This window comes from Sandarakinorhabdus sp. (assembly GCF_040398665.1).
Taxonomy (GTDB): domain Bacteria; phylum Pseudomonadota; class Alphaproteobacteria; order Sphingomonadales; family Sphingomonadaceae; genus Sandarakinorhabdus.
Genome location: NZ_JBBATQ010000002.1, coordinates 195,344 through 218,500, shown reverse-complemented (window position 1 = coordinate 218,500; position 23,157 = coordinate 195,344). Strand labels below are relative to the sequence as shown.

Here is a 23,157-nt window from a genome sequence, read left to right as displayed (position 1 = left end):
TCATCGATTCGGCGTGCTGGCGCCGCGTGCCAGAACCGCCGAACCGATGAGCATTGCGATGAACAACCAATAAGCCGGCCGATACTCGAGCGCGGTTGCCAATGGCGCGCCAAATCCTTGAACGATGAGGACCATCGGGCTCATCAGTCCCATCACCTTGGGCAGGGCCTCACGGCCGAAACGGAATGCGATCATGCCTGGCCAAAGCGGTAGCACGCCCCCCGCAGAGGCACCGACCAGTGCGCTGGCCAGGAACAGGATCTGATAGGCCGGTGCAGTGACCAGCAGCCCGCAGCCGGTGAGGTTCAGCGCAATGGCGATCCAGAACGTGTTTCTCAGCCCAAGCCGGTCGGTAAAGGTCGCGAAGAAGATTTTTCCGATGATCGCGAACACGCCCATGCACACGACAAGGTTGCTCGCTTCCAGGGCAGTCACCCCATAGGTGCGGGCATAAGGCACCATCACGCCGACAAGCGCCAGATAGACCGTGACCGTCAGCGCATAGCTGACACCGATCGTCCAAAACGACCGGTGGCGGAGGATTTCGCCGGTCTCCAGCGCATTGCCGGTCGGCGTAACAGTCTTTTCGGCTGGGCCACCAAAGGGTTGCAAGCCTCGGTCCTCCGGGCGGTCGACCACCAGCACATAGATCAGCGGCATGGCGAGCAGGATCGCCAGCGCGAAGGCTTGATACGCGGCTTGCCAGCCATGCCGGTCTATGACTATCGCCGCCAATCGCGGCAGCAGCAGTTGCCCGAATGAGGTGCCGAGCGTCGCCAGGGTAAGCGCGCGGCCGCGCGATGCGGTGAACCAGTTGGTCACCAGCGCCGAGGCCCCAAGCGGCGCCACGATCACCGCACCGAACGCCAGCATCAGCCCATATATCACATAGATTTGCCAAAGCGCCGTGGCAAAGGAGAGGCAGAGGAAACCGGCCGACATTGCCAAAAGGCCGATCATCATCCCGATCCGGATACGGTAGCGCATGAGCACCCGCCCGGCATAGACTCCAAGCACCCCGGTGCCGATATTGGTCAGCGTAAAGGCCAGCAGCACGGCTGTCGGCGTGGCATCAAATGCGGTGGCAATGGGATTGACGAAGATCGTGAAGGAGTAGGTAATCGTGCCGAATACAATACCAAACGCAACAAAAGCCGCAAAAACTATAGCCCATCCGTAGTAGATGCCTGCCGCCCTGGCTGCCGCGCCCTTTGCCATCCCAATACCTCCGCGCTGCATGAATTCAGCGTGGCACCAGACTATGGAGCCGCTGCCTCCTCAACAAGCATCGGCCACAGTGATGGCGCTGCGCTCGTTCACCTGTTGAGAGATGGCGGCGGCCCGTTCGCCGCTGCACTCATTTCGGCGGCAGCGAATCCTTGCGCACATAGCGGACCAGCTGTGCCGGAACGACCTTGGAAACATAGATCGTCCCGTCTCGCGCCACCGCCACACCTTCAGCACCGTTGGTGGCACCCGCAGGCATCCACGGAGACGGATTGCCCTGCGGATCAGGCAGGAAGGCGGTGACAGCGCCGGTCCGGGCATTGCCGATGTGCACGCCGCGCACAAAGGCGTTGTGCTGCATGACGTCGCTTTCCGAATCAGCCGCGTAGAGAATGTCGTTGTCGTCGATGAACAGTCCGCTCACCCGCCCAAAGTCGTAGAGCTCGTCAAGCAGCTTGCCCTCCTGGTCGAAGATTTCGAGCCGGTTGTTGCCGCGGTTGGCCACAAAGAGCCGACCCTGGCTGTCGAGGGCAAGCCCATGCTGGCAGTCGAGTGTGTCCTGCGGGAGGGTGCCGCAGGCGAACCATTCCTTGATAAACCGCCCGTTGCGATCGAACTTGATGATGCGGTGGTTCGAAGGCTGAGTGTCATGGCCGTCGGCGACGAAAACATCGCCATTGCGCGCGACCACCACGTCTGAAGGCTGGCTGAAATGCACATTGTCGCTGCCCATGACGCCGGGCGTGCCGAGCGTCAGCAGCAGCTTGCCATCCGGACTGAATTTGCGGACCACAGCGCCATTTGGCGGCGTTCCGGGCGGCGCTTGCGGCGCCTTCTCGCCGGTCAGCCCGGCTGCACGATCGATATTCGACTGCAGGTCGGTCACCCAGATATTATTCTCATAGTCGACGAAAATGCCGTGTGGATAGACAAACAGCCCGGCACCAAACTCTTTGACGAGCCGCCCGGTCTCATCGAACTTCATGATCGGGTTGACGGTTGAACCGATGCAATTGTTGATGTTGCCGCAGCGCTCGAATACCCAGATGGACTTGCCGTCGCGATCCATGTCGATCGCGCTGATTGCGCCGATCGGACGCCCCTTGGGCCATTTGAAGAATGTCTCGTCCATCAGATAGGGATTGGGCAGCGCAATATCCGCCGCCGTCCGCGCAGAAATATTGTAATTGCCCTTGCGGATCGCGGGCTGCGACATCGAGGGGTTGACCGTCTGCGCAACCGACGGAGCGGTGGCTGTGGCAGCCACGATCCCAACCAGCGCGACCAGCGTCTTCAACGAAGCGTAATGCATTGTATATCCTTCAACAGCGAAGGCGCGCAGCGGACCGGACCGCCACGCGCCCGACGCATCAAAATTCCACCGCGCCGAGCGGCTTGCCATTCTTGTCGACCTTCACATTGGGCGAAGGACCATCGCCCATCAGCATCAGCACCACCGGCTCGTCCCTGGCGCCATCCCAGTGCACGGTACCAATCACATCGGTTACCACCGTTCCCGGCCCAAGCGGATAGGTCTTGGTCACATCCTGCACGTTGCTGGTGCTTGTCCACCATGTGCCCGAGATCACCACCGCGTAACGCGCGTTGGGATGATAGTGCGGCGTTGAATAATGGCCCGGCAACCATTTGAGCAAAACGGCATAGGGGCCAGGTTCGCGTGGATTGCCGAAGAGATTATACTCCAGCAAGCCCTCACCATTGGTTTTCCACGGGATCTGATCGGGGCGGAAAAAGGGAGTGTTCTTGGGGCTGGGGAAGAAGGCGGCATAGGGATCGCCCGGCTTCGGCACCTGAGCGGCGTTGGCGGGCGAAGGCGCATTCGGCGCGTTGGTCGGCGGCCCGGCAAGCGGCACCGGCGGTGCGCCGGCCGCTGCGGGCTGCGCCGGCGCCGCGCTGCCGAATGCCAGCAACGATCCCGCCAGCGCGACTTCAACAAGAAACAAATTCAACCGCATATCGTCCTCCCAGGCCACTCTTGCGCTTGAACGCATGACCCGGAAACTATGATCCAAAAATTTGCCGCTTCAAACCCGCGCGCCAAGAATTGCGCGCGCATCTCTCATCAGTTGAGACGGCGTTGCCCGAGGTTCTTTGAGTTTCCACATTCGATTGGGCATCATGGATGACATTCACGGGAGTTTTAGCTGATGAGCGATCGGGAGCCGCCGAGAATCAAGGTGGCTATCATCGGGTCGGGCAATATTGGCACCGATCTGATGATAAAGATCATGCGCATGTCGCACGTCCTCGAGATGGCGGCCTTCGTCGGTATCGATCCGGAGAGCGATGGACTGAAGCGCGCCGCTCGCATGGGCGTCGCCACGACGCACGACGGCCTGGACGGTTTGATGGCAATGCCAGGCTGGCCAGAGATCGAGTTGGTGTTCGATGCCACCAGTGCTGGTGCACACACCCGCAACAGCGAGGTCTGCCGCGCGGCGGGCAAGACGATCATCGACCTGACGCCGGCGGCGATTGGTCCCTACGTGGTTCCGGTCGTCAACGGGGACGCACATCTCGACGCCGCGAACGTCAACATGGTCACCTGCGGTGGCCAGGCAACGATCCCGATCGTTGCGGCTGTCAGCCGGGTCGCCAATGTTCATTATGCGGAGATTGTTGCTTCCATTGCATCGGCCTCCGCCGGCCCTGGAACACGGTCCAATATCGACGAATTCACCGAAACCACGGCACGCGGCCTCGAAAGCGTTGGCGGTGCCGCAAAGGGCAAGGCAATCATTATCCTGAACCCGGCGGAGCCGCCGATGATCATGCGCGACACGGTTTTCACCTTGTCGTCGGGTGCCACGGAGGCCGAGATCGAAGCATCGATCCTTGCGATGATCGCGCAGGTCAGCGCCTATGTTCCCGGCTACCGCCTGAAGCAGTCGGTGCAGTTCGAGCGCTATGGCGCCAACGATCCGGTTGCAATTCCCGGTCTCGGCAGTTTCGAAGGGTTGAAGACCAGCGTCTTTCTCGAAGTCGAGGGTGCGGCACATTATCTGCCTGCCTATGCTGGCAATCTTGATATCATGACCTCGGCAGCGCTCGCGACAGCCGAACGCATGGTCCGTCACAAAATCCTTCGAAGCGCGGCCTGAGCCATGTTCAACCCCCTGAATGACCCGCTCTACATCCAGGACGTCACGCTGCGCGACGGCATGCATGCCATCAGGCATCGCTACAGCATCGATCAGGTGATCGGCATCGCCCGCGCGCTCGACGATGCCGGTGTTGATGCGATCGAGGTTGCGCATGGCGACGGCCTGAATGGCTCGTCGTTCAACTATGGTTTTGGCGCCCACACCGACTGGGACTGGATTGCTGCTGCGGGCAAGGCGATCAGCCGCGCGAAGCTGACCACGCTGCTGCTGCCCGGCATCGGCACGATCACGGATCTGCGCCGTGCGCGCGATTTGGGCGTGGCGTCGGTACGCGTCGCGACCCATTGCACCGAAGCCGATATCGCCCGCCAGCACATCGGTTTCGCCAAGAAGATCGGCATGGATGTGTCCGGGTTCCTGATGATGAGCCACATGGCCAAACCGGAAACACTCGCCGCAAACGCGAAGCTGATGGAAGATTATGGCGCTGACTGCGTTTATGTAACCGACAGTGGCGGCGCGCTGGACATGGACGGTTATCGCGAGCGGCTGGCGGCCTATGATGCTGTGCTGCGCCCTGAAACCCAGCGTGGCATCCATGCGCATCACAATCTGGCGCTCGGTGTGGCGAATGCCATGGTCGGTGCGCAATGCGGCGCGGTCAGGATCGATGCCTCGCTCGCCGGAATGGGCGCCGGTGCCGGCAACACGCCGATCGAGGTGTTCATCGCCGCCGCTGACCGCAAGGGGTGGCGGCACGGCTGCGATCTTTTCAAACTGATGGATGCTGCCGAAGATCTGGTGCGCCCGCTTCAGGACAGGCCGGTTCGGGTCGACCGCGAAACGCTCAGCCTGGGCTATGCCGGGGTCTATTCCTCATTCCTGCGGCACGCCGAAAAGGCCAGCCGTGAATATGGCATCGACACGCGCACGATACTGGTAGAAATTGGCCGCAGGGGTATGATCGGTGGTCAAGAGGATATGATCGTCGATGTCGCACTTGATCTCGCCGGGGGAAAGGCGGTTGCACAGTAGACATCAAAATCCCGGCAAGGGAGGGGCGAAATAGTGCCAATGGGGGGAATAATCGGCAATGACGACGCCAAGAAATCATTCAGTGTTCAAGGCTTTTGCAATGCTGAAGTCATTTTCGTCGCGCGACGAATGGGTGACCAGCTCTGAACTCAGCCGCCGCGCCAATTTGCCGGAGGCATCGGGTTATCGCCTGATCCAGACGCTTGAGGAACTTGGCGCTGTGACCCGCGGGCCTCGCGGCCGGTATCGGCCAGGCATGTTGCTGGTTTCGCTGTCGGAAAAAGTCATCATCGGCGATCTGCTGCACGAAGCTGGCCATCGGGTGATCGAGGACCTGGCCGCGCGCTACAATGTGACTGTCCATATCGGCATTCTGGAAGGCGGCATGGTCACCTATGCAAGCAAGGCAGCTACGCCTGCTTCCTACACGATCAATACGCGCCGCGGCGCACAGCTCGAAGCCTATTGTTCGGCGCTCGGCAAGGTGCTGCTTGCCGCACTGCCGGACGACGAACTCGAAAACTTCATCATGGAAGGGGAACTGGTGGCTTTGACCCCGGCCACGATCATCGAACCCTGCACCTTGCGGGCGCAGCTACGGGCGGTTCGAGAAGCTGGTCACGGGGTCGATGACCGCGAGATACGGCCGGATATGAGCTGTATCGCAGTGCCCATCAAGCATCCGCAGGGGCGCACTGTTGCCGCCATTTCGATAACGGAACACGCTGAGAAGATCTGCGCGGCGCGTTCACAGGAGTTTCTGGAGGCGTTGCAATCCGCCGCTGCCGACATCGCCGCGCGCATCTTCCCGGCCGATCCCCGGCCGGCGCCAACCATGCTTGGCAACGCCAAGCGGTACAAGCGCGCGCCTTTGTCGGCATGACCATTGCAAGGGGGACGTAATGTTTGCATCCAGAGCCGAGGCCATTGCCGAGCGCCTTGACGCCGCGTGGCGCGCGCGCACGCCGATCGCGCCGATCACCGAAGCGGAAGGCGTGACCGATACGGGGCTCGCCTATGCAATACAGTCGGCATGGTCGCTGCTCCGCAAAGGCCGCGGCGAAATCGTTGTTGGCCGCAAGATCGGCCTTACGAACCCGGTAATCCAGGCTCAGCTCGGCGTGAATGAGCCCGATTATGGCGCGCTATGGCAATCCAGCCATTATCCGACCAGGGACGGCGTGGTCATCATCCCTGCCCGTGATTTCCTGCAGCCGCGCATCGAGGGCGAAATCGCTTTCCGCATCGGCAAGCGGCTCGAAGGCGGCGGCATCACGGCCGAGCAGGTCATCGATGCGACCGATGCGTGCGCGCTGGCGATCGAGATCGTCGACAGCCGGATTGCCGATTGGCGGATCAAGCTTGCCGACACAATTGCCGATAACGCCTCATATGGTGGTTTCGCGCTCGGCCCATGGGACGCGGCGATGCGGCACGCCGACCTGCCTGCGCTCGCCATGACCATCCATCAGAACGGGATCCTCGCCGGCGAAGGCCTGGGCGCTGCGGCGCTCGGCTCGCCGGCGCTGTCAACGGCGTGGCTCGCCAACAAGCTGGCCGAGTTTGGCGAGAGCCTCGAGCCCGGTGATATCGTGATTTCGGGCGCGCTCACAAAGATGCTGCCAGTCGCAGCCGGTGACGAGTTTGTGGTCAGCCTTACCGGTCAACCCGATCTTGCCGTCCGCTTCACGTAAGGGCGCTTCCTGGCCGTATTGTCATTTCGCGGAGCACGTCATGAAGATTGCTACAGCCGCTCTCCTTGTTTTTGCCTGCGCCACCACATCTGCAGCGCAATCGGTGCCGCCGGTCCGCGGACCGGCGGAGCGCGGCCAGCCTGCCTGGTTCCTTCAGGGCAGTTTTCCCGATCCAACCGGCTATACGGCAACGGCGCCCGGCGGGATCGTAACGGTGTTGCCGCGACCTGCGACGCCGCCGGTGCTGGCGCTGCCCAATCCGCCGCCCTGTCGCGGCGCCCCCCATTGCGGCAATCGACAGGCGGGGGCGCCAAAACGCAGCGACATGCAACGTGTGCAATGGGAGCAGACGCTTGGCTATGACTTCGCCTATCCGATTGATCTGCCCGCGGGCACAGGCGGGGTGCCGGCGGTAGCGCTTGATTCAAAAGGCAACCTCTGGGTGTTCCAGCGCAAACCGACAGGCATGGCGCAGCTATTCAAATATGGCCCTGACAACCGCCTGCTGCTGACCGTCGGTGAGGATGTCATCGGCCACCACAACAAGGCGCACGGCATGGCGGTCGATTCTGAAGACAATGTCTGGATCCTCGACACCGGCCTCGCGACCGCCATCAAATTGAGCCCGAACGGCAAGGTGCTGATGCAGTTGGGCACCCGAGGCCGGCGCGGTGACTGGAATGAGGAGCGCGGCCAGCATTTGCTCTGGGAGCCGGTGATGATCGCCTTTGGCCGTAACGGCGATTTCTACATTGCCGAAGGTCACGGCAACGAAAGCCCGAACGATACCGACAGCGCCGATCCCGCCAATCAGTCGGGCGCGGCGCGGATCCTGCAGTTCAACAAGGATGGCAAGTTCATCCGCCAGTGGTTCGGCAACGAAGTCAACGAAGGCAAGTTCGCCAATGCCCATGCCTTGGGCATTGATCCGACCAACGGCGATGTCTGGATTGGCGACCGCGAGGATTACCGCATTCTTGTCTATTCGGCCGACGGCAAGTTTCTCCGCCAGATACCCACCCGCAATCTCGTTTGTGCCATCCAGTTTGATCCTGCCGGCAACCCCTGGATGGCGAGTGGTCAGGATGGCCAGTTCCTGAAGCTTGACCGATCCGGCCGGGTGCTTGGCGCCATCGGCAACGGCATGGGGATCGGACGCGGCCAGTTCATCGAGGCGAGTTATTTCGTCTTCGATCGGGACATGGCGATCTATGCCGGCGATACCAGCGTCAGCCGTATCACGGTCATGCGCCCGCGCGGTTGATCGCGCCTGTCATGCTGCAGCTTTCACCCGAGGGATGATGATGAAAAGCCTTTTGCTCGCTGCCACAGCGCTCGTCGCGGCCGTTGCCCAGGCGCAAACACCTCCTGTGCAGCCACCAGCTGCCGCCGATTGGCCGACCTGGGGTTATGATAGCGAGCGCACGGCATGGAACCGCGGTGAAACCAGCCTGTCCACGTCCAATGTCGGCAAGCTCAAGGTCAAATGGCAGGTGCAGCTGCCGGTGCCGATCATCGACGTTGTGTTGTCCACCCTGACTGCGCCGGTCGTGGTCGAGAAAGTCGATACCGCGCAAGGCAAGCGTGACATCATGCTGATCCTCGGTTCGAACGATATACTCTATGCGCTTGATGCCGCCACCGGCGCGACGCTCTGGACGCGCAGCTACCCCAACCCAGTGAAGCCAACCAAGATTGCCACCTGGCTCTGCCCCAACACCAACAATGCAACGCCGACGATCGACAAGGCGCGGAGCATCGTCTTCTTCCTGCCGAGTGACGGCAAGCTGCGTGGTGTTTCGCTCGCGGATGGCAGCGACCGGATGGAGGCCACCGAGATGGTGGCGCCCTTCGCACGGGCATGGAGCCTCAATCTTGTCGGCGATACGCTGTACACGACGAGCGGCCGAGCTTGCGGCGAGATCACCGACCCCAAATCGCCCATGCTGGCCGCGCGGTTTCTCGACGAACCCTATAATCCCAATGCCCGCCCGACCGACCCATCGGCGGTGACCGCGATTGACGTTGCCGATCTGGCGAAACCGCAGGTTACGCGCTTCTACCTGAGCAATGGCCGCCCAGCGTCTCCCTGGGGACGCGGCGGGCTTGTCAGGGGCCCGGTTGATAGCGTGATCTTCGCAACATCAGATGGGCTTTTTGACCCGGCGAGCGGCAGTTGGGGCGATACGCTGCTTCAACTCGCCCCAAAGGCAACGCGCGTCGTCGACAGCTTCACGCCACAGAGCCACAAATATATCCTGTCGAAGGATCTTGGCGGCTCTGCCAGCCCAGTCATCTTCCCGCTCGGGGAGCGCAAGATCGTTGCATATGCGCAAAAGGAAGGGATATTGCGCTTGCTTGATGCCAGCAATCTTGGCGGAAAGCTGGCCAATCTTCACCAGAAGCCTTTGTGGGAATCCCCGCTTCTCGCCAATGATCTCGCTGCCGGCACCGATCCAAGCCAGGGGATCTGGGGAGCCATCACCACATGGCTGTCGCCGGGCGGCAAGCGCTTCATTTATCTGCCGGTCTGGGGGCCGCCTTCGGTGAAGGCGCCGCCGTTCCCGGTGAACGGTGGGGCTGCGCCGAACGGTTCGATCATGGCGTTCGAGGTGGTCGAGCGAGACGGTATCGTATCTGCAGAGCCGCGCTGGACGACCCGCGACATGATCATGCCCGATCCCGTATCCGTTGCGAACGGCGTTGTTTACGCCACATCAACCGGCGGCCAGACGATGCAGAACCCTCGTACGCCCGCCGGCGAGCGGCTCTTCAACACCACGCCCGAATCGATCAAGAACCGCTCCACGCCCGTGGGCAATCTCATTCTTCAGGCCTTTGATGCGGAAACCGGAAAGCCGCTCTATTCAAGCGGCAAGACGATCACGGACTGGGTGCATTTCGGTGAGCCCGTTGTCGCGCTGGGCAAGGTGTTTCTGGTCACTCACGATGCGCACGTCTACGCCTTCGGCCTCTGAGATCGCGCGTTGAGCGCGATCCCAGAGGCTGGATTGCGGGCGTTGCCTACTGGCTTTCGAAATTGTGCAAGATACCCGGCCGCGGATTGAGCGGGATGCGCGTTGATACCGGCGTGTTGGGACTGTTCGACGCGCGGTGCCAGCGGCCCGCGGCAGCAGTCACCACATCGCCCTGCTCGGTCTCGAAATAGGGATAACCTTCGATCAGATAGCCGATCTTTCCTTCCATGATAAACCAGAACTCGGTGAAATCGATGTGGAAATGGCCGCGGTTGGTATCCGGGGCGACAGGCTGGGCCTTGCCACGCAGAATGTTCGACGTGAAGTGATCGTCCCAGACGAATTTGCCATTATAGGGCTTATCGTCGATCGCCACTTGCTTGAGAAAGTCGACGTAGATCGGATTGTCAGTGGCGAGTGTCGCCGCGCCAGGCGTTCCGCGAGCAACCTTCACATAGGTCTTGCCGTCGACGGGATCAGGCGTTTCGCCGAGCGGATACAGCGGCTTCGATCCCGAACGCCGCACCTCGAACCTGAGCGACGGTTTGTCGCCGATCGTCTCGATGGTGTAGATATTGCGATAGGGGACCGTGACCATGAACCCTTTGGTGGCAATGAACGGCTCGAAGCCTTCGATCGAAACGCGCATCGCACCATCCTGGACGATCCACATCACCCGATCATCGGCATACATCTTCGCCTTCGTTTTCTTGCCTGCGCCGAGAGAAACATAGTCTGCCTCCTGCTCGGGGTTCCGCACAAGCGGCTGCAGCCAATCGCTCTGACCACGGTGTGCGGCCAGGATCTCGGAAAGCTTCCAATGGATCTTGTTGGGCGCCACATAGGGCGTCGGTGCGCTCGGCTTGGGTGCCCAGAACTGTTGCGCAACGCTCGGCGCTGATCTTGGCGGGGAGTCTGGTTTGCCCAGAAACTGCGCCGAGACAGGCGCGGCCAAGGCTGCCACCGCAGCAACCCCAATAAAGAGCAGATATCGCATGTTCGTCCCCCCGTCTCATCCAATGAGCGTCACAGGCCGACTCTGATCCGGCCGAAGTTGACTTCACAAACGTCTCATGAGACCGATGGTCAGTCAACAATTAATGCAATATTTTTATTTCAGACTGCAGAGCAGAATGGCGCCGATGACTGTATGTCACGGCAGATCTTCTATTTATCTGGACGAACTTGAATCGAATTTATTCCGGACTGATTTCAGTGGGCATCCAGTCGCGTTTTTTGCATTGACGATAGCGGTCAACGGTCATGTCGACACAAAGGCCTCTCTGAGCGCACCCGCCGCCAGCACCTTTCAATCGGCGCTACCCTGCCGGATCGCCTGCGGCCGGGTCCAGGTCAACGTTGGCGGCAGTGCAAGAGACGCTGTCGGCTGTTGCGCGGGTGCAAAATATTTGCCGAGATATTTGACGATCACCGGATAATCCTCATCCGAAACCGGGGCGCCACGGGCAATCATCTGTTCGACAGTGTCCGCCCATTGTGCAACCGAGCGCGCCTGTGACGTGACCTGTGTGAGCGCGTGGCACGTTGAACAGGCCTGCATCACCTGAGCCTTGCCTGGACCATCAGGCAACGTCGGCTCATCGGCAACCGCCACGCCGGCAAGCGTTGCGCTGATCAGCACGCCAAACTTCAGCGAAGAAAACACCCGCAAAGCCATCGACATCACTTGCGATCTACTCCCGACACAGACTGATTGCCTTGGAATCAAAAACAAAAATTGCCGCGCCGCACGAACAGCGTGAACGTCGCGCTTGCGTCGATCGTTCATGCGCGCGTAGCCGCCGGCAGCCGATAGGCAATCAGATCGGCGCCCGCGCCGGTGCTCACAGCGTTCACGATATACTGCCGGCCTTCGAACATATAGGTCATGGCGGCGCCGGTCTGCGGTTTGGGTGAGAACACTGCGCCCACCTCGCGGCCGGTTGTCTTGTCATAGGCCCGCAGGCGAGCGCCCTTGCGGCCGGTCTCGTCAGTGAAAAGCCCGGCGTCGCCGCAGATCACCAGTGTCCTTGTGGTCAGCGTGCCCAGAATGCCGGCTTGTCCGGTGCGTGGGATCGAGACGCCTTTCAGCAGCCGATGGTTCTTGATGATATCGGGGGTCTCGCCGTGCACGCTTTGCCAGAGCAGCGTGCCAGTCTTCAGATCGAGCGCTGAAATCCGACCATAGGGCGGCTTGTGGATGGGTAGCCCTTCGATCGAAAACAGCTCGGGCACAATCGGCGCATCGATCGCATCATTGGTGCCCAGGTCCATCGCTCGGGCGCGCGCGCCGAGAAAGCCGCCACCGCCAGCGTCGAACGTGTTCTTGCTCTGGTTGTTGGCGATCATCACGATGGTCTTGCCGTCAGCGGCATAGCCGATCAGCGGCGCCTCCAAAACGGTCTTCGAATAGACGTAGACGATATGGCTTTCCGGGTCATAGGAGGCGCCGCCCCAGTTTGCGCCGCCCTGCGTGCCGGGCATGATCATCGTCCCCCATGGGCCGCCCGGTTTCGACCAGGCAGGCGCAGTCCACAATGGTCCCATCCGGTAGTGTCTGGCGATCTCAAGCACGCGAGCCTTGATTGCCGGCGTCCAGTCGGCAAGATCGGCCTCTGTCACGCCTTGCTTGTCGAACGCTGGCGGCTTCGAAGGCTTCGGCTGGGTGGGCGAGTACCATTCGCCGGGCACATCGCCCGGTTCCACCTTTGCTTCGGGAATCGGCCAGACGGGCTTGCCGTTGGTCCGGTCGAGCACATAGAGAAAGGCCTGTTTGGTGGGCTGTGCCAGAGCCTTGATGACCTTTCCGTTCTGCGGAATATCGCACAGGATCGGCGCGCAGGGGATGTCACGGTCCCACAGCCCATGGTGCTGAAGCTGATAATGCCAACGGCGCATACCGGTCTCGATATCAACTGCCACGATGGACTCGCTGAACAGCGCGTTGCCACGGCGGGTAACGCCCACTTGATCGGCTGCCGGCAACTCGACCGGGATATAGACGAGGCCAAGCTCGGGATCGGCGGACATCTGCGCCCAGGCGCCGGTGTTGCGGGCGTTTTCACGCTCTGCCTGATCAACCCAACTGTCCGCGCCGGATTCGCCCGCGCGCGGGATCGTATGGAAGATCCATTTGCGCTTTCCTGTGCGCACATCAAAGCCGCGGACATAGCCCTTGATCGCCGCCGTCGGGGCGTTGCCAACCACAACCGTCGTGCCCACGATCAGCGGCGCGGAATGAATCCCCACAACCGGCTTCACATGGTCGATGTCCTGATCGAAATCGTCTCGCAGGTCGACCACGCCGCCCTTGCCGAAGGTCGGGTCGGGGAGGCCGGTCCTGGCGTCCAATGACACCATCTGGTAGCCGATTGTGGTGAAGATCACCCGCTCATGGGTGCCATCGGTCCAATAGCTGCAACCAAAGCCGGGACCGCCGCGCGAGCCGGTTCGCTCGCCCTCATCCAGGCGATACAGCCAGAGCAGTTCGCCGGTGCCGGGGTGGAGCGCCACGATGTCGCGCCGTACGCCTGCCGTCGTGAACAGCCGGCCATTGGCGATGATCGGCGTCGATTGCCAGTTGACATCGACCCTCGGCCCAAGCGCGTTTGAGTTGAACGACCATGCGACCTGCAACTGGTTGAAATTGGTGGCGTCAATCTGGTCAAGCGCCGAATATCGTGTGCTCGCCAGATCATTGGCATAGCCTCGCCATTCGCTGTTCGCGGGGGCGCTTCGGGCTTGCCCGATCGTCTCCTGCGCCAACCCCACGCCTTCGAACAGCGCCAACGAGGCGCCAGCAGCCGTGCTTCTCAGAAGTGCGCGCCGGCTGATGTCTGATGGGTTGGTCATTTGGCTGTCTCGCAAAGTTGCGGTGAAAAACGCGACCCGATCCGCCACCCTGGCACATGATGATCAGAATTTGGTTCGATCATTGCCACGCTCTACCCGCCCACATGATCGACGAAGCTAAAGGCGCGCATCGGTACCAACAAGCGAGACAGCAGGACTGACCGGGCCCGGCTTTCACCAGATGAGAGACGGCAAGGATTTTGGGTGGCCCGAACGGCGCCGCCGACGCGTCAATCGGGCTTCGGCACATAGCGGACCAATCCCGGCGGGGTCACCTGAGAGGTGTAGACGGTACCGTCGGGTCCGACCGTAACCCCTTCCGACCCGGTGGTACCGCGCAACGGAAACCATGGTGCCGGGTTGCCGAGCGGATCGGGCGTAAAGGACATGACCTCACCTGTGCGGGCACTGCCAACATGCATGCCGCGCACAAAGGCGTTGCCCTCCCGGACGCCTGATTGGGTATCGACAGCGTAGAGCCGATCCTCCGCATCGATCGCCATGCCACTCGGCTTGCCGAACTGATACCACTCGTCGAGGAGCTTGCCTTCCTGATCGAAGATCTCGATCCGGCTGCTGCCGCGGTTGGCAACAAACAGCCGCCCCTGGCTGTCCATCGCCAACGCGTGAGCGCAATCGATCTTGTTGGCGCCCGGAACCGGCGCGCTGCCACATGCATCCCAGGCCTTGATGAACTTGCCGGTGCGGTCATATTTGACGATCCGGTGGTTCGAAGGCGCGCTGTCGTGCGCGTCAGCCACGAATATGGTGCCGGATTTGGTCACCAGAACATCCGAAGGCTGGCTCAGATGAGTGGCGTCATTGCCATAAACCCCTGGCACGCCAAGCGTCAGCAGCCGCTTACCCTCGGGGCTGAACTTGACCACCTGCGCGCCGTTGGGCTTCAGACCCGGCACAACCTCGGGCGGCTGCCCGGGCCGGGGGGCTGGGCGATCGACATTTGACTGGAGGTCCGTCACCCAGACATTGTTGTCATGGTCGACGAAAATGCCGTGTGGATAGACAATCATGCCGGCACCGAACTGCCGCACGACCTTGCCGTTGGCATCGAATTTCAGCACCGGATCGACGGATTTGCCAATGCAATGGCTTTGACCGCCGCAGCGTTCGGCAACCCAGATCGACCGGCCGTCGCGGTCCATGTCGATCGCGCTGATCGCTCCGAGCGTGCGCCCCGCTGGCCAGCGGAAGAACAGCTCGTCGCGCCGGTAACGGTCGGGCAACGCCAGATCGACAGCACTTCGTTTCGATATTCCATAGTTACCCGCAGCTATACTTGGCGCGCCGGGAAAATCGGGTGCGGCCGGCTGCGCCCAGACCGGGCCGGCACCAAGCGCGAGCAACAGCAGCACGCCTGCGCTTAAGTCCTTCATCATCATCGATGATTCCTCCCGAAACGTCGCTTGGCCGCTGTCTGGATTGTCGACACAATCGCATGATTCGTCGTCAAACCGTCCGCGGGTGTCAATGGCATAAGCCCAAAGATCCGGGCGCCACAGGCAGCAAGAGGCGCTGGGCGAGGCCTCCACTCTCAACAGATGAGATGTCCCGGCTGTTCATGACTTGATCAAAAGCCGATTGCATTCAGTATACATTTCCAAAATCAAAAAAATTGATTGGCTTCTATCGGAGGGGAGAAATTTCATGACCTTAGCGTATGTTGACACCAGGACCTTGCGAGCCGCTTTGCGGCATTGGACTGCGCTGGTTGCGCCAGCGAGCGGCCTGGCACTGATGCTTGCGGCCGCACCTGCCGTTGCTCAGGCTGCCGGACAGCAGGGACCGCGGGTCGACATGGCCGAGCAAGAACCTGCAGAAGAAGGTGGTATCATCGTTTCGGCCTCGCGGATCAGCGCCAGCGGGTTCGAAGCGCCGACGCCGACGACGGTCTTTGGCGAGGAAATGATCCTCAAGCAGGCCCAGCCCAACATCTTCAACGTCCTCACGCAGATCCCGGCACTGCAGGGCAACAGCGGTACGACGGTCAACAACTTCAACACCAGCACGGGTGCGACCGGCATTTCCGCGCTCAACCTGCGCGGCCTCGGCACGTTCCGCACGCTGATCCTGATGGATGGCCAGCGGGTCGTGCCGTCGAACGTCTCCAACCTTGTCGATGTCAGCTTGCTGCCGCAGCTGCTGATCCAGCGTGTCGATGTCGTGACCGGCGGTGCATCGGCGTCGTTCGGTTCCGATGCCGTGGCCGGTGTGGTCAACTTCATCACCAACAAGCGTTTCGAAGGCTTCAAGGCCAATATTCAGGGTGGGATCACCACCTATGGCGACGATCCGGGCGGCACGGTGCAGGCGGCCTATGGCGGCAATGCGGCCGGCGGGCGGCTGCACTATTCGGTCGCCGGGGAATTCCTTTACAACCACGGCATCATTCCGGGCAGCGGCCCGGGTGGCACTTCGCTCAACGGGCGTCCCGCTCCGTTCATCACGAGCACGGCAAACCGCGGCGCGACCGCGACTGGCCCCGGGCAGGCCCAGCTTATTCGGCTGACCGATGGCTCCCAGTCGATCCTGCGCGCCCAGAACGGGCTGATCACCTCCGGTCCCCTGATGGGCACCGGCTTCGGCGTCGGCGGTGTCCCGTTTCAGTTCAATTACGGCGGCAGCGGCGTTCCCAACTTCAATGGCAGCCTGACCAGCGATGGCACGGTCAATGGCTGTATTGCAGCCGTCTGCGATACGTCGGTGCGCGGCACGGCGCGCGGCCCGCAAAGCAGCGCCAACGTCGCCGATCCCGCCCTCGATGGCCGGGTGGAGCGGTATGTCGGCTATGGCCGGCTGTCCTATGAGATCACCGATCGGATCGAGATCTACGGGACGGTCAATATCTCCCATGTCCGCACCGTCACCCAGCCGGTGTCCGGCACGCCCTATACGGGCCTGAGGGCGCGGTGCGACAACGCCTTCCTCGATCCGTCCATCCTGCAGCGGTGCAACGCTGCCGGCATCACCGAATTCCGGTGGGCAACCTGGAGCGCCAACAACAACGAGTATCTCGATGTGCTCAACGTGCGCAAAATGCAGCGTTACGTTGTCGGTGCCGAAGGTGCGTTCGATCTTTTCGGCAAGGAATGGAAGTTCGACACCTATTTTCAGCGCGGTCGGTCGTCGGCCGACGTCACCGTCCGGAACAACATTCTGACGGCCGCTTATCGGCAGGCCTTTGATGCGGTGCGCCTGACGCCGGGCGGGCCGATTGTCTGCCGCGATCCAGTGGCGCGCGCGGCTGGCTGTCTGCCGTTCAATGCCTTCGGCGATGTCAAGAACTCGATGGAGGCCTTCCGCTGGTTTGCGCCGGCATCCGGGTCGCAGTCCAAGGCCGATCAGGAACAGGATGCGGCCAGCCTCGTGTTCAACGGCGAGCCGTTCGCGCTGCCGGCGGGCAATGTGTCGGTTGCGTTCGGTGCGGAATGGCGGCGGGAATCGTACAAGGTCGTGGGCGACCCTTACGGCGCCGGCATCGCCAACAGCCCGTTCAATGCAGAATTTCCGGCCAATCCGGTGCTCGGCGTCAACGGGGCCAACTGGTTCGCGGGCAATTTTGCCAACGGTAGCGGCGAATACAACGCGACAGACGTGTTCTTCGAAACCGGCGTTCCGGTTTTCGATAGCGGCGCGGTCGGCAAATTCGATGTGAACGCCGGTGTCCGCGCGACCAACTACAGCACGTCGGGCTGGGTCGCCACCTGGAAGCTCGGCGGCACCTGGGATACGCCGCTCGACGGCCTGCGCCTGCGTGCCGTGCGGTCACGCGATATCCGCGCACCGAACCTGAGCGATCTGTTCACGGCGCCCGTCAGCCTCAATGCCGGCGTGCTCGACCGCCTCAACAACAACAACAATGTGCAGGTGGTGGAACGCAACCTCGGCAACCCGCAGCTTACGCCGGAAATCGCCTCCAACCTTGGTGTGGGCGCGGTTTACACGCCCAACTTCGTGCCGGGGCTGCGGCTGTCGCTCGATTATTTCGAAATCAATCTCAATGATGCCATTCAGAACCTGACCAACCAGCAGATCATCGATACCTGCCAGATCGAAAAGAATCAGAACTTCTGCGGTCTGAACAACTTCCAGCTGACCGGCGTCACCGGCAGCAACAACCCGCCCTATGTCAACCGGCGGCCGTTCAACGTGGCCTCGCTGAAAACGCGCGGGTTCGATATGGAGGCGACTTATCAGGCCAATCTGGACAGCATCGGCATTGATGGCAGCCTGACGATGCGCGCACTGGCCACGCACACCATAGATTTCACCATCAACCCCGGTGTGATCGGTGTGGCGACATCCCAGTTTGCGGGCAACAACTCGGCGAGCCAGCCGGCACCGAACCCCAACGCCATCGCACGCTGGAAATTCTTCTTCCAGCAGTCGCTGGAGGTGGGCAAGTTCACCTTCACGGCCACCGAGCGGATCGTGAGCTCGGGCGCGATCAACCCGGACAACGTGGTCTGCGTCGAGCCCAACTGCCCGGTCACCACGCTGCAGAACGCAACGACAAACTTCAACTACATCCCTGGCCAGACCTATGTCGACTTTGGCACGATCTTCCGAGTGAACGACAAGGTGTCAGTCTACGCAAACGTCGACAATATCTTCAACCAGCTGGCACCGCCCTTCGGCAGCCCCAGCATCTACGATACGATCGGCCGGCGGTATCGCGCAGGCGTCCGGCTCAATTTCTGAAGCCAAGCCGTGACGATCGACAACTGAATGAGGCGCGGAACCGGATTGTTCCGCGCCTCAATTTTTTGATCCAACCGTTCCCGGGAGCACTGAAATGGATATCAGCAAGCGTGATCTGCTCGGCGGAATGGCCATTGCAGGCGCAGCCACCACTGCCGCTGGCGCGGCGGCCCAACCCGCCGGCGTTCCCAAGGCCACAGGCAAGACAATGCTTGAGAGCCCCAATTACATCGGGACCGCCAGCAAAGGCCATGGCTTCAAGAAAACCTTTGCCCGCACGTTGCCGCAAATTCCCACCGCCGATGCCAATTACAAGCCGCGCCGGATAAACAAGGCAATCGAGCTGTGGGAAGATAATCAGGTCGTCTATTACCATGCCTATGGACCGACCGGAGCACCCGATGGCTATGAAGAAGGCCTGCGCATGGTTCACACCTATTGCGATGCCATCAACTATGAAATGGAAAATGCCTGCTTCGATTTCGCCAATCTGCGCAACTTCATGCAGGGGCTGGTCGATGGCGGGCCTACGCCGAGCGGCCACCGCACGCCGATGGTGTTCGTCACACTGCCGGCCACGGGCTTCGACGCGGCCTCAATGCGCGCCAACGCGTGGCAGATCCAGCAGGCGCTAGCCGCCGGCGCCCACGGTGTCCTGATCTGCGAGATGCACTCGGCCGAAGCCGGCGAGATTGCCATTGCCGCTGCGCGCTACAAATTCTCGCTGCCGGGCGTTCCCGATCTTCCTGTCGAGGGCATGCGCGGCGCAGGCAGCCAGGTCTTTGCAGCCCATATCTGGGGGCTGCCGGCGAGGGGGTATCTCGATGTGGCCGACACCTGGCCACTCAACCCGAAGGGCGAGATATCGATGGGTTTCAAGGTGGAGAACCGCCACGGCTCGGAGAGTGCCGAGCAACTGATGGCGGTGCGCGGGCTGGCGTTCGCCGAGCCGGGTCCAAGTGACAATAGTTGGTCGATCATGGGCTATGACGCTATCCGCGAAATGCCGGAGGCCGAACGCGCCGCATTGCCCTCAAAGGAACGGCTCGAGCTGACGCTGGAGCGGATCAGGATGGCCGCCAAGAAGAACAATGTGCAGTGGCTTGGTACCGCGCGAGGCATGACGCACAACCAGAGCATCGATGCCGGCATGCGCATGTTGCCCGGCGAGAATGAAAAGGTCGTCATGGAGGCGCGTGCCTATTCGAAGCGCCGGATGCCTGCCTGACGGGCACGTTTTTTTGCGCGTCCTCGGGGGCCTTTTGGGTCTTGGCGCACCACGTCCGGCAAGGAACTTGCCAGCTCCCGAGGCTCGCCCGGCCATCCGCGAGTGATCAGCGTCCCAATCGAGACGGATTCAAGGTTGGAGGGCATCAGGCGAGCTGCGCTTCGATGACGACGATGATGGCGGCGCAGTATCGTCTTGTGCTCCGACCGCAGGACAAGGTTGCGGTCAATCCGCATGCAGGTCCGCTTATCAATGCAATTCATTATCTGCTCGGCTTGCGGAGCGGTGAACGGTTGCAACGGTTTCGCGCATCGGGAGGGTGACACAGCGACCCGAGCCGCACCGAGGAGCGGATAGCGGTCGAATCATTCCACTGGCAGTGTGGGCCTGGGCGTTGCGACCAGAATGCACTCCAGCCTGACGCAGGATGATCTGATTGCTCGTGGCGCGCTGCAGGAGGCCGGATTACGCCGCAGGAAACGCTTTCGCCAGATAGGCGGTGATCGCATTGAAGTCGGCATCCGTACCCTGCGCCCCGCGCCCGGCCATCATGTCGACCATCTGCGCCCAATCGCCTGCGCCCAGCCGCTGCTGCGTGATGATCTCGAGCGCATGACATCCAGAGCAGACCCGCACCGTCGCCTCGCGCCCCTCGCCTGCCGGAAAGGCGGCCAACAATTCGGGGGTCAGCAACGCAGGAGCCCGCGGTTCGGGCGCCTGTGCACTGGCGCTGGCAACAAGCCCCGTCAGGGCGAGCAAGAACGTGGATCGGTAAATGATCACAGCCTGATCACCGAGCCAGGCTGAACACAACCAGTTCGTCCGTCGTCAGCGCAGCTCCCACCTGCCCGCCGCCAGTCGCCATCACCGCCACATATTGCCGCCCGTCCCCTCCCTGGTAGGTCACCGGCGTCGCACTGGCCGATCCGCGCAGCCTGTAGGTCCAAACCTCCTTGCCGGTCGCAGTCTCGAAGGCCCGGAAACGCGCATCATCGGTCGCCCCGACAAAGGTCAGCCCGCTGGCAGTGGTGATCGCGCCACCCAGCCCCGGCCGCCCGGTTGCCTGCTTGCCCTCGGGCAGAATGTCGGTCACCCCCAGCGTCGATCGCCAGGCAATTTCACCGGTATTCACGTTCACCGCCACCAGCTGCCCCCAGGGCGTCGGCCCGCACGGCAGATGGTTTTCCGGATTCCAGAACCGCCGCGTGCCCGCCAGCGGCCCCGAATTGGCATAGCTGCCGTCCGGCATCTTCACCATCCGCATCGGCTGCGCCAGATTGTTCACGTTGACAACAAAGAGCCCCAGCCGCGGGTCAAATGCGCCGCCGTAATAATTCACCCCGCCCTGCGTACCCGGCAGATTCACAGTATATTGGTCGAGCATGATCGGCTGATAGGGTGTTGCACCCAACTTCATGTTGTTGTCATCGACCAGCGCCTCGCACCATGCCTTGTGCTCCGGCGTGTCCTTGTAGAGATTGTCGCGAGAGAGGCTCGTCTGCGCCAGCGGCTCGGGCTTCACCGGCCAAGGCTGCGTCGGGCTGGTGATCTCGCCCGGCACGTTGGAAGGCGGTGCAGGCCGCTCCTCCACACCATGGATGGGCTTGCCGGTCCGACGATCGAGAATGAACAACAGCGAATTCTTGTTCACCGTGCCAAGTGCGGGGATCACCCGCCCGTCCTTCTTCACGTCGAAAAGCATCGGTGCCGGTGCCGCATCCCAATCCCAGATGTCGTGGTGCGTCACCTGGAAATGCCAGATATATTTGCCGGTCGCAGCGTTCACCGCCACGATCGAGCTGCCGAAAAGATTGTCCCCAGGCCGATCGATCCCCATCCGGTCATTGTTCGGCGCGCCCACCGGCATGTACAGAATGCCGCGCGCCGGATCGGCGGAGAAATAGCCCCAGACATTCGCCCCGGCACGGTTCTTCCAGCTTTCCCCGCCCCATGTGTCGTTGCCCACTTCCCCCGGCCGAGGAACCGTGTGGAACTGCCACACCAGCTTGCCCGTCCGCACATCCCATGCTCGCACGTCGCCAAGCGGCCCAAGCGCCGCCGCCTGGTCGGGGCTGCCGCCGCCGGTAATGATCAGATCCTTGTAAACGAACGGCGTCGCCGCCAACACATATGGCTTGTCCATACCCGTCGGCATCACATCGGCCGTCTTCAAGTCGATGAAGCCGCTGGTGCCAAAATCAGCCGCCAGCTTGCCTGTCGCTGCATCGAACGAGAGCACCCGCCCCTGCCGCGTCCCCACGATCACTGAGGGCCGGGCGCCCTTGCCGCCGGCCCAATAGGCCACGCCGCGCACCGCCGGTCGCTCGTTGTCGGGCAGCGTGACGTTCCACTTTTCCTTGCCGGTCGCACTGTCCAGCGCCACCACCCGGCCATACGGCGTGGAAACGAACATCGTGTCGCCCACCACCAGCGGCACCGTTTCCGTCGTCACCAGACGCGTGCCTCCCGACCCGTCCGCCGGCTTCATGTGATAGACCCAGGCTTCCCGCAAACGCCCGACATTGCCGGCATTGATCTGGGCCAATGGTGAAAACCGCTGCCCGTCCGGCTCCTTGTTGGTACTCGGCCAATCCGCGGGTCCCGCATGAGCCGGAACCACGGACACCATAGCTGTCACAACGGCCAGACGCAGAATTCCCATCAGATCCTCCCCCTTTGCCCCGAACACTAGAGAAGCTTTCCCAGCCCGACCAGTAAAATTGTATATAGTCTGCAGCCTGGGTGCTCAGGCGCTTTGCCGTTCAATCGCGGCAGGATGACGGGCAAGATGCGGTGCATCAGGAGGCTCTGCCGGAAGGCGCCGCCATCGCTGCCTTCGCCGGAAAGGCGCGCATTGGATGTCGCCGCCTGATCGACCAAAAGCATTCGCACAGCCGTCCTTCTCCACCCGCTGCCGAGACGTGGGCGCCAACGGTGATGCTATCGATCCTGTGCAGACATTCGTCGGTGAGTCCGGGATCGACCGGCGCTTGCAGCAAGCCATCCCATAGGCCCTGTGCGGCCCAGGGCTGGAACCGAACATAAACCGAATTCCACTTGCCGTACCGCTGTTGTGTGTCCCGCCAAGGGCAGCGCACCCGCAGCACCGGCCGCATTGAGCTCAAGTAGCGGCGGTGTTGCCGGCTGGCCGAGCCCAGCGACCGCGCTGAGGCGGCAACAGCATGCCCGCCACCGGCCAATGCTCGTCCGTCAGATCCCCGCGAAACCCAGTTGCGCCCCAAAGAACAGCTTTGAATCTGAAACCTAACAGCTTGGGAATTCCATCATGCCGACACGGC

At 61.8% G+C, this 23,157-nt stretch carries 20 protein-coding genes; 9 read left to right on the top strand and 11 right to left on the bottom strand.

The window, feature by feature from the left end:
- The 3 genes from ABWP22_RS03800 to ABWP22_RS03790 all read right to left on the bottom strand — a co-directional run bounded on the left by ABWP22_RS03800 (position 1) and on the right by ABWP22_RS03790 (position 3,203).
- Entirely contained in the window at positions 1-1,218 is a 1,218-nt protein-coding gene (locus ABWP22_RS03800) for an MFS transporter (protein ID WP_353198615.1), read from the bottom strand.
- 139 nt (positions 1,219-1,357) lie between these two features.
- Positions 1,358-2,539: an NHL repeat-containing protein gene (locus tag ABWP22_RS03795; protein ID WP_353198614.1), complete on the bottom strand. Its 1,182-nt coding sequence runs from the start codon at positions 2,537-2,539 to the stop codon at positions 1,358-1,360.
- Between the two features lie 58 nt (positions 2,540-2,597).
- Positions 2,598-3,203 carry a cupin domain-containing protein gene (locus ABWP22_RS03790; protein WP_353198613.1) on the bottom strand — a complete coding sequence of 202 codons (606 nt, stop codon included), beginning with the start codon at positions 3,201-3,203 and terminating at the stop codon, positions 2,598-2,600.
- Positions 3,204-3,395: 192 nt separating this feature from the next.
- Between ABWP22_RS03790 and ABWP22_RS03785 the strand changes: the two genes are divergently transcribed.
- From ABWP22_RS03785 to ABWP22_RS03760, 6 genes are read left to right on the top strand one after another with little or no spacing between them, the layout of a single operon-like run.
- Entirely contained in the window at positions 3,396-4,349 is a 954-nt protein-coding gene (locus ABWP22_RS03785) for an acetaldehyde dehydrogenase (acetylating) (protein WP_353198612.1), read from the top strand.
- A gap of 3 nt (positions 4,350-4,352) precedes the next feature.
- A complete protein-coding gene (gene dmpG, locus ABWP22_RS03780) occupies positions 4,353-5,387 on the top strand; it encodes a 4-hydroxy-2-oxovalerate aldolase (RefSeq protein WP_353198611.1) in 1,035 nt (344 codons plus the stop codon).
- A gap of 58 nt (positions 5,388-5,445) precedes the next feature.
- A complete protein-coding gene (locus ABWP22_RS03775; protein ID WP_353198610.1) occupies positions 5,446-6,270 on the top strand; it encodes an IclR family transcriptional regulator in 825 nt (274 codons plus the stop codon).
- Positions 6,227-7,081 carry a 2-keto-4-pentenoate hydratase gene (locus tag ABWP22_RS03770; protein ID WP_353198609.1) on the top strand — a complete coding sequence of 285 codons (855 nt, stop codon included), beginning with the start codon at positions 6,227-6,229 and terminating at the stop codon, positions 7,079-7,081. The genes ABWP22_RS03775 and ABWP22_RS03770 overlap by 44 nt, the downstream gene beginning before the upstream one ends.
- The gene (locus tag ABWP22_RS03765; protein ID WP_353198608.1) at positions 7,062-8,345 is read left to right on the top strand and encodes an NHL repeat-containing protein; all 1,284 of its coding nucleotides are present in this window, start codon (positions 7,062-7,064) and stop codon (positions 8,343-8,345) included. The genes ABWP22_RS03770 and ABWP22_RS03765 overlap by 20 nt, the downstream gene beginning before the upstream one ends.
- Before the next feature lie 40 nt (positions 8,346-8,385).
- A complete protein-coding gene (locus ABWP22_RS03760; protein ID WP_353198607.1) occupies positions 8,386-10,059 on the top strand; it encodes an outer membrane protein assembly factor BamB family protein in 1,674 nt (557 codons plus the stop codon).
- 46 nt (positions 10,060-10,105) lie between these two features.
- Here ABWP22_RS03760 and ABWP22_RS03755 read toward each other — a convergent pair whose 3' ends face one another.
- The 4 genes from ABWP22_RS03755 to ABWP22_RS03740 form a co-directional block, all read right to left on the bottom strand.
- Positions 10,106-11,056, bottom strand: coding sequence for a cupin domain-containing protein (locus ABWP22_RS03755; RefSeq protein ID WP_353198606.1), 951 nt, complete (start codon positions 11,054-11,056; stop codon positions 10,106-10,108).
- A 312-nt stretch (positions 11,057-11,368) separates the two neighbouring features.
- A complete protein-coding gene (locus ABWP22_RS03750) occupies positions 11,369-11,848 on the bottom strand; it encodes a hypothetical protein (protein WP_353198605.1) in 480 nt (159 codons plus the stop codon).
- Positions 11,845-13,911: an outer membrane protein assembly factor BamB family protein gene (locus tag ABWP22_RS03745; protein WP_353198604.1), complete on the bottom strand. Its 2,067-nt coding sequence runs from the start codon at positions 13,909-13,911 to the stop codon at positions 11,845-11,847. The genes ABWP22_RS03750 and ABWP22_RS03745 overlap by 4 nt, the downstream gene beginning before the upstream one ends.
- 230 nt (positions 13,912-14,141) lie before the next feature.
- Entirely contained in the window at positions 14,142-15,311 is a 1,170-nt protein-coding gene (locus ABWP22_RS03740) for an NHL repeat-containing protein (RefSeq protein WP_353198603.1), read from the bottom strand.
- Between the two features lie 265 nt (positions 15,312-15,576).
- On the opposite strand from ABWP22_RS03740, the gene ABWP22_RS03735 reads away from it, so the two are divergent.
- From ABWP22_RS03735 to ABWP22_RS03725, 3 genes are all read left to right on the top strand, one after another.
- Positions 15,577-18,630 (top strand): TonB-dependent receptor domain-containing protein, encoded by a 3,054-nt coding sequence (locus tag ABWP22_RS03735; protein ID WP_353198602.1) that lies wholly within the window; start codon positions 15,577-15,579, stop codon positions 18,628-18,630.
- A 94-nt stretch (positions 18,631-18,724) separates the two neighbouring features.
- Positions 18,725-19,858: an HpcH/HpaI aldolase family protein gene (locus ABWP22_RS03730; protein ID WP_353198601.1), complete on the top strand. Its 1,134-nt coding sequence runs from the start codon at positions 18,725-18,727 to the stop codon at positions 19,856-19,858.
- A gap of 164 nt (positions 19,859-20,022) precedes the next feature.
- A complete protein-coding gene (locus tag ABWP22_RS03725) occupies positions 20,023-20,181 on the top strand; it encodes a hypothetical protein (RefSeq protein WP_353198600.1) in 159 nt (52 codons plus the stop codon).
- A gap of 142 nt (positions 20,182-20,323) precedes the next feature.
- On the opposite strand, the gene ABWP22_RS03720 is transcribed toward ABWP22_RS03725, so the two are convergent.
- The 4 genes from ABWP22_RS03720 to ABWP22_RS03705 all read right to left on the bottom strand — a co-directional run bounded on the left by ABWP22_RS03720 (position 20,324) and on the right by ABWP22_RS03705 (position 23,058).
- Positions 20,324-20,551: a hypothetical protein gene (locus ABWP22_RS03720; RefSeq protein ID WP_353198599.1), complete on the bottom strand. Its 228-nt coding sequence runs from the start codon at positions 20,549-20,551 to the stop codon at positions 20,324-20,326.
- A gap of 97 nt (positions 20,552-20,648) precedes the next feature.
- Positions 20,649-22,487, bottom strand: a complete 1,839-nt coding sequence (locus ABWP22_RS03715) for an outer membrane protein assembly factor BamB family protein (protein ID WP_502951087.1) — start codon at positions 22,485-22,487, stop codon at positions 20,649-20,651.
- Positions 22,488-22,546: 59 nt separating this feature from the next.
- Complete coding sequence (locus ABWP22_RS03710) at positions 22,547-22,744, bottom strand: hypothetical protein (protein WP_353198885.1); 198 nt, start codon at positions 22,742-22,744, stop codon at positions 22,547-22,549.
- The gene (locus ABWP22_RS03705) at positions 22,657-23,058 is read right to left on the bottom strand and encodes a transposase (RefSeq protein ID WP_502951080.1); all 402 of its coding nucleotides are present in this window, start codon (positions 23,056-23,058) and stop codon (positions 22,657-22,659) included. The genes ABWP22_RS03710 and ABWP22_RS03705 overlap by 88 nt, the downstream gene beginning before the upstream one ends.
- Between the last annotated feature and the right edge of the window lie 99 nt (positions 23,059-23,157).

Coding starts and splice junctions, on each gene's coding strand:
- ABWP22_RS03750 (WP_353198605.1), bottom strand. CDS start 11,848: ATGAACGATCGACGCAAGCGCGACGTTCACGCTGTTCGTGCGGCGCGG.
- dmpG (WP_353198611.1), top strand. CDS start 4,353: ATGTTCAACCCCCTGAATGACCCGCTCTACATCCAGGACGTCACGCTG.
- ABWP22_RS03795 (WP_353198614.1), bottom strand. CDS start 2,539: ATGCATTACGCTTCGTTGAAGACGCTGGTCGCGCTGGTTGGGATCGTG.
- ABWP22_RS03730 (WP_353198601.1), top strand. CDS start 18,725: ATGGATATCAGCAAGCGTGATCTGCTCGGCGGAATGGCCATTGCAGGC.
- ABWP22_RS03755 (WP_353198606.1), bottom strand. CDS start 11,056: ATGCGATATCTGCTCTTTATTGGGGTTGCTGCGGTGGCAGCCTTGGCC.
- ABWP22_RS03800 (WP_353198615.1), bottom strand. CDS start 1,218: ATGGCAAAGGGCGCGGCAGCCAGGGCGGCAGGCATCTACTACGGATGG.
- ABWP22_RS03790 (WP_353198613.1), bottom strand. CDS start 3,203: ATGCGGTTGAATTTGTTTCTTGTTGAAGTCGCGCTGGCGGGATCGTTG.
- ABWP22_RS03715 (WP_502951087.1), bottom strand. CDS start 22,487: ATGGTGTCCGTGGTTCCGGCTCATGCGGGACCCGCGGATTGGCCGAGT.
- ABWP22_RS03735 (WP_353198602.1), top strand. CDS start 15,577: ATGACCTTAGCGTATGTTGACACCAGGACCTTGCGAGCCGCTTTGCGG.
- ABWP22_RS03740 (WP_353198603.1), bottom strand. CDS start 15,311: ATGATGATGAAGGACTTAAGCGCAGGCGTGCTGCTGTTGCTCGCGCTT.
- ABWP22_RS03775 (WP_353198610.1), top strand. CDS start 5,446: ATGACGACGCCAAGAAATCATTCAGTGTTCAAGGCTTTTGCAATGCTG.
- ABWP22_RS03785 (WP_353198612.1), top strand. CDS start 3,396: ATGAGCGATCGGGAGCCGCCGAGAATCAAGGTGGCTATCATCGGGTCG.
- ABWP22_RS03725 (WP_353198600.1), top strand. CDS start 20,023: ATGACGACGATGATGGCGGCGCAGTATCGTCTTGTGCTCCGACCGCAG.
- ABWP22_RS03710 (WP_353198885.1), bottom strand. CDS start 22,744: ATGCTTTTGGTCGATCAGGCGGCGACATCCAATGCGCGCCTTTCCGGC.
- ABWP22_RS03745 (WP_353198604.1), bottom strand. CDS start 13,911: ATGACCAACCCATCAGACATCAGCCGGCGCGCACTTCTGAGAAGCACG.
- ABWP22_RS03760 (WP_353198607.1), top strand. CDS start 8,386: ATGAAAAGCCTTTTGCTCGCTGCCACAGCGCTCGTCGCGGCCGTTGCC.